This is a genomic window from Micromonospora sp. MP36, from assembly GCF_008119785.1.
Taxonomy (GTDB): domain Bacteria; phylum Actinomycetota; class Actinomycetes; order Mycobacteriales; family Micromonosporaceae; genus Micromonospora.
Map to the genome: position 1 here is coordinate 1 of NZ_VSFA01000210.1, position 4,747 is coordinate 4,747.

Annotated in this window: 6 protein-coding genes; all 6 read left to right on the plus strand. The window is 68.7% G+C overall.

Features of this window, described 5'->3' with window-relative positions; all coding sequences use genetic code 11:
• Positions 1-540, plus strand: a 540-nt coding sequence (locus tag FXF52_RS40360) for a dihydrofolate reductase family protein (protein ID WP_148804909.1), incomplete at its 5' end; no start/stop codon positions are given.
• Between the two features lie 27 nt (positions 541-567).
• Complete coding sequence (locus FXF52_RS40365) at positions 568-1,275, plus strand: DJ-1/PfpI family protein (RefSeq protein WP_148804910.1); 708 nt, start codon at positions 568-570, stop codon at positions 1,273-1,275.
• 28 nt (positions 1,276-1,303) lie between these two features.
• Complete coding sequence (locus tag FXF52_RS40370) at positions 1,304-1,702, plus strand: nuclear transport factor 2 family protein (RefSeq protein ID WP_148804911.1); 399 nt, start codon at positions 1,304-1,306, stop codon at positions 1,700-1,702.
• Positions 1,703-1,706: 4 nt separating this feature from the next.
• On the plus strand, positions 1,707-2,087 hold the full coding sequence (locus tag FXF52_RS40375) for a VOC family protein (protein ID WP_148804912.1): 381 nt from the start codon (positions 1,707-1,709) through the stop codon (positions 2,085-2,087).
• Positions 2,088-2,366: 279 nt separating this feature from the next.
• Complete coding sequence (locus tag FXF52_RS40380) at positions 2,367-2,984, plus strand: dihydrofolate reductase family protein (RefSeq protein ID WP_148804913.1); 618 nt, start codon at positions 2,367-2,369, stop codon at positions 2,982-2,984.
• Between the two features lie 99 nt (positions 2,985-3,083).
• The gene (locus FXF52_RS42300; RefSeq protein ID WP_187414015.1) at positions 3,084-4,724 is read left to right on the plus strand and encodes a DJ-1/PfpI family protein; all 1,641 of its coding nucleotides are present in this window, start codon (positions 3,084-3,086) and stop codon (positions 4,722-4,724) included.
• Positions 4,725-4,747 lie beyond the last annotated feature (23 nt).

Genomic DNA, 4,747 nt, shown 5'->3' on the forward strand with positions numbered 1-4,747 from the left:
ATCTCCGTCGACGGCGTCGTTCAGGCACCCAGCGGCAGTGAGCAGTTCGCACGCACGGGCTGGACCGATCACTTCTCCCGCGGCCAAGAGGGCGAACAGTTCAAGGTGGACGAGACAATGGCCGCAGACGCCCAACTGCTCGGACGCGTCACATACGAGCTGTTCGCGGCATCCTGGCCGCAATACGAGGGCGAGTTCGCCGACAGATTCAACGGGATGCCGAAGTTCGTCGTCTCCTCCACGCTGAATGACCCGAAGTGGGAGAACACGACAGTTCTCAAGGGCGAGCTGGTCGAAGAGGTCACCCGGCTCAAGGGACAGTATGACGGGGACATCCTCGTGCACGGCAGCCCGCAGCTCGCTCAAACGCTCATCGAGCACGACTTGGTCGATGCCCTGCACCTTCTCGTGTATCCGATCATCGTCGGCGCGGGCAAGCGTCTGTTCGACGGTACCAGCGAGACGAAGCGCCTGCGGCTCGCCTCGGAACGAACCTTCGGCGACGGAGTTCACCTTCTCGTCTACGAACGCGTCGGCTGAGGGTCGACCCGTAGGGAGCGTGCCTAGATGCAAATCGCGATCCTGCTGTACCCCGGCACCACCGCACTCGACGCGGTCGGTCCGTACGAGGTGCTCAGCCGCATGCCGGACGCCGATGTTCGCTTCGTGGGCACGGAAACCGGCCCGCTGCTCACCGACGGAGGTGCCCTGCTACTCGGCGTAACACACACCCTCGCCGAGACGCCCGCACCGGATCTCGTGCTGGTGCCGGGCGGAACGACGACGCCAACCACAATGGTGGACAAGGAGGTCCTCGCCTGGCTGCGGTCCGTGCACGAGACCACGACGTGGACAGCCTCCGTGTGCAGCGGCGCGGTGATCCTGGCGGCCGCGGGAATCCTCAAGGGTCAGCCCGCGACCACGCACTGGGCCGCGATGGGACCCCTGCGGTTGATGGGCGCGACGCCCCGGCCGGACGAGCGGATCGTGCAAACCAGCAAAATCGTCACGGCGGCGGGGGTGTCCGCCGGCATTGACCTGGGGCTCTGGCTCGTCGGCGAAATCGCCGGACGAGAGCTGGCCGAGGCGATCCAACTGACGATCGAATACGACCCGCAGCCGCCGTTCGACGCCGGCCACACGAGCAAGGCGTCCGAACCGGTCCGCAAGCGTGCCAAGCAACTGCTCGACGAGCGGACGGCCTTCAAACAGACGCTGGTCAAGCCGAGGATCGCCTGGAACCGACTGATCGACTTCGTGCGCACCGGCAAGTAATCCGTGCATGAGAGCGGAAGGAGATGTCATGACCGATTCGATCACCACCGAGATCCTCGAGCTCGGGCGGCGCTGGGCCGAAGCAGAGCAGCGCGCCGACGTCGAGACGCTCGACGCGCTCGCCGTCGCCGACTTCGCGCTGGTCGGGCCACTGGGCTTCGTCCTGGACAAGCAGCAGTGGCTGGACCGGTACCGCACCGGCGACCTGATCACCGCGTCGCTGACCTGGGACGAGGTCGCGGTGCGCTCGTACGGCGACGCGGCCGTCGCCATCGGACGTCACACTCAGCAGGCCAGCTACCGTGGGCAGCCGTCCGACGGGCAGTTCCGTGCCACGCACATCGCCGTCCGCGCGGGCAATCGGTGGCAGCTCGCCGGCGTTCAGCTCAGCCCGATCGGTGCTTTCCGACCCCCGGTAGGAACCTGACGCTATGGCCGTGCAGCTCAACCACACCATCGTGCATGCGCACGACGCCGCCGCGTCGGCGACGTTTCTGGCCGAGATCCTGGGCCGGCCAGAGCCGACCCCGTTCAGCCACTTCATGGTCGTCCAGCTCGACAACGACGTCTCGCTGGACTTCCTGGCCGTCCCCGACGTGCGACCGCAGCACTACGCGTTCCTCGTCGGCGAGTCCGACTTCGACGCGATCCTCGGCCGTATCCGCGAGCGCGGCTTGCCGTACTGGGCTGATCCTTTCCACCGGCAGGCCGGCCAGATCAACACCAACGACGGCGGTCGCGGCGTGTACTGGGAAGATCCGAACGGCCACAACCTGGAAATCATCACCCGTCCCTACGGCGACGAAGGCTGACGTTTCCCTCCCCGAGCCCAGGCGCCACCGCGAACACCGGCGGCCCGGCGCGACCGTCATGCAGCAGACGCTACCGCTCGGACTGGTCGATAGAGCCGCGTGCACGTGGGGCCCGGTCCTGCTGGGTGGCGACACTCCCCTGTCTGCCGGGCTGGACTCCGCGATCACCCTCGAACACACCCGAGTGCTAGTCACCTCTGCCGCGACGCACCTCGGATTTCGGGTGGTGCGGTAACGCAAGAGATCCCACCAGGCAGCGTATCCGTCGAGGAGAGCGCAATGAGCAAAGTGATCTGCGACCTGTCGATCTCGGCCGATGGTTACTCGGCCGGGCACAACCAGACCGAGGAGCGCCCGTTCGGTGACGACGGCGGAGATGGCTGGGGCAACAAGCTGCACGCCTGGATCTTCGAAACCCCCGAGGAGAACCGGGCCGAGGTCGACCAGATGACGGCGTCCAGCGCATTCGTCATGGGGCGCAACATGTTTGGCCCCGTGCGTGGCGAGTGGGATCGGGAGTGGAAGGGCTGGTGGGGCGACAACCCGCCGTTCCACGCTCCGGTCTTCGTGCTCACCCACTACCCGCGCGACCCGCAGCCCATGGACGGCGGCACCACGTTCCACTTCGTCACCGACGGAATCGAATCCGCGTTGAGCCAGGCCCGCGAGGCGGCCGGGGACGGCGACGTGTCGATCCTGGGCGGCGCGACCACGATCAACCAGTACCTCGCCGCCGGCCTGATCGACGAGCTGCGGTTGCACATTGTGCCGTTGACGCTCGGCGGCGGCACGCGGCTCTTCGATGGCGTTCCGCCGCTGAATCTTGAGCAGGTGGAGTCGCGGGCAGCCAGCGCGGTCACGCACGTGACCTATCGCTTGCCATCTCACGGTGCTTGACGTTCGTGCCGGATCTCGGACCGGGCGTGGGCCGGCGCATCAACCGGCGGCCGGCCAGGCCACGGCAGCGCCCTCACAATCAACGGTTTGGAGACCACGATGCAATCCGTCTTCCGGTTCTGCGTCCATCTCCTCGAGATGGTCGTGGCCATGCTGGTCGGCATGTTCGCGCTGGGACCACTGTGGGCGCTGGCGCTGCCGACCGGGGTCGAGCAAACGGACGTGCACACGCTCACGATGGCCACCGACATGGCCATCGGCATGGCAGTGTGGATGCGCGTACGCGGCCACGGTTGGGCCGGCATCGGCGAGATGACCACCGCGATGTACGCGCCGTTCATCGTGCTGCTCGTGCCGTACTGGTTCGGCGCCGTCTCCGCCAGTGTCGTCATGACCGGCGGCCACGTGCTGATGGGGATCGCGATGGTCGCGGTCATGCTGCGGCGGCGGTCGGAGTACACGCACCGCGGGCACCGCCTGCCGCGCGTCGTGGTACGGATCGCCGCGGTGGTGCTGGCGCTGGCGGTACTCCCGGTGTCGGTCGGCGCGGCGGTCGCCACGGTGAACACACGAAGCGTGTACGCGCCGGCGCCCTCCCCGGGCGCTCCGGCGCCGGCATCACGTCCCTTCGACCCGACGCTGCCGACCGCGGTCGTGGTGCTCGGCGCCGAGGGGGCGAACGTCGCGGACGCGCTCGGACCGTTCGAGGTGCTGGCCGCGACGGGGCGCTTCAACGTTCTCACCGCCGCCCCGACCCCGGCACCGGTCACCCTGACCGGCGGCCTGGACCTGGTGCCCGATGTCACGTTCGAGTCCCTGGCGACCCGGCTCGGCGGCCGTGCCGCGGACGTGATCGTGGTGCCTGCCATGCCGCGCACCGACGAGCCGGCGGTGCTCGACTTCCTCCGGCGGCAGGCCGACGGCGGCGCGCTGATGCTCAGCGTGTGCTGGGGCGGCGGCGTCGCCGCGGCGGCCGGGGTACTCGACGGGCACACCGCGACGTCGCACTGGTACTACCTGGACGGCCTCGAAAAGGACTTCCCTGACGTGCGGTGGCAGCGCGGCGTCCGCTACGTCGACGACGGTCAGGTGATCAGCACGGCTGGCGTGCTCTCCGGCATCGACGGCACGCTGCGGGTGATCGAGCGCCTGGCCGGCACGCCGGTGGCCTCCGCCGCGGCAGAGGCCGTGGGCTGGCGCCACTACTCCCCCGGGACGCCGCTGCCGATTCCCGTGCAGCGCTTCAGTGCCGGCGACACGATCGCCGCGCTGAACCTGTCGTACCGCTGGGACGCGCCGACGGCCGGAGTCCTGCTGATAGAGGGCGTCGGTGAGCTCGAGCTCGCCTCGGTGTTCGTCACCTACACCGAGGCCGTCTACGCCGCCCGGACGCTCGCGGTGTCGCCGGGGACCCCGACCGTCCACTCCCGGCACGGGCTGACGTTCGTGCCCCGCGCGACGCTTGCGGGCGCACCACAGCTGGACCGGCTGCTGGTGCCCGGCGCGGCGGCCGCCGCCCGGCATGACGCGCCCACGACGCACGACCTCCGGCCGACGTATCTGCATGCGACGCCCGGTTTCGCCTTCGACGGGCCGCTGCGCGACATCGCAGTCAACGTCGATGTCGCCTCGGCGGCGGGCGGGCCAAACTGCTGGAGTACCGTTACCTGTCAGTGCGCTCTTGCGACTGATCGGTATGTCCCGCCTTGCGGTGGGACGGTCCCGGTCTTATCCGCTTGAGCGGGGCCGGGTTGACGCTTCAT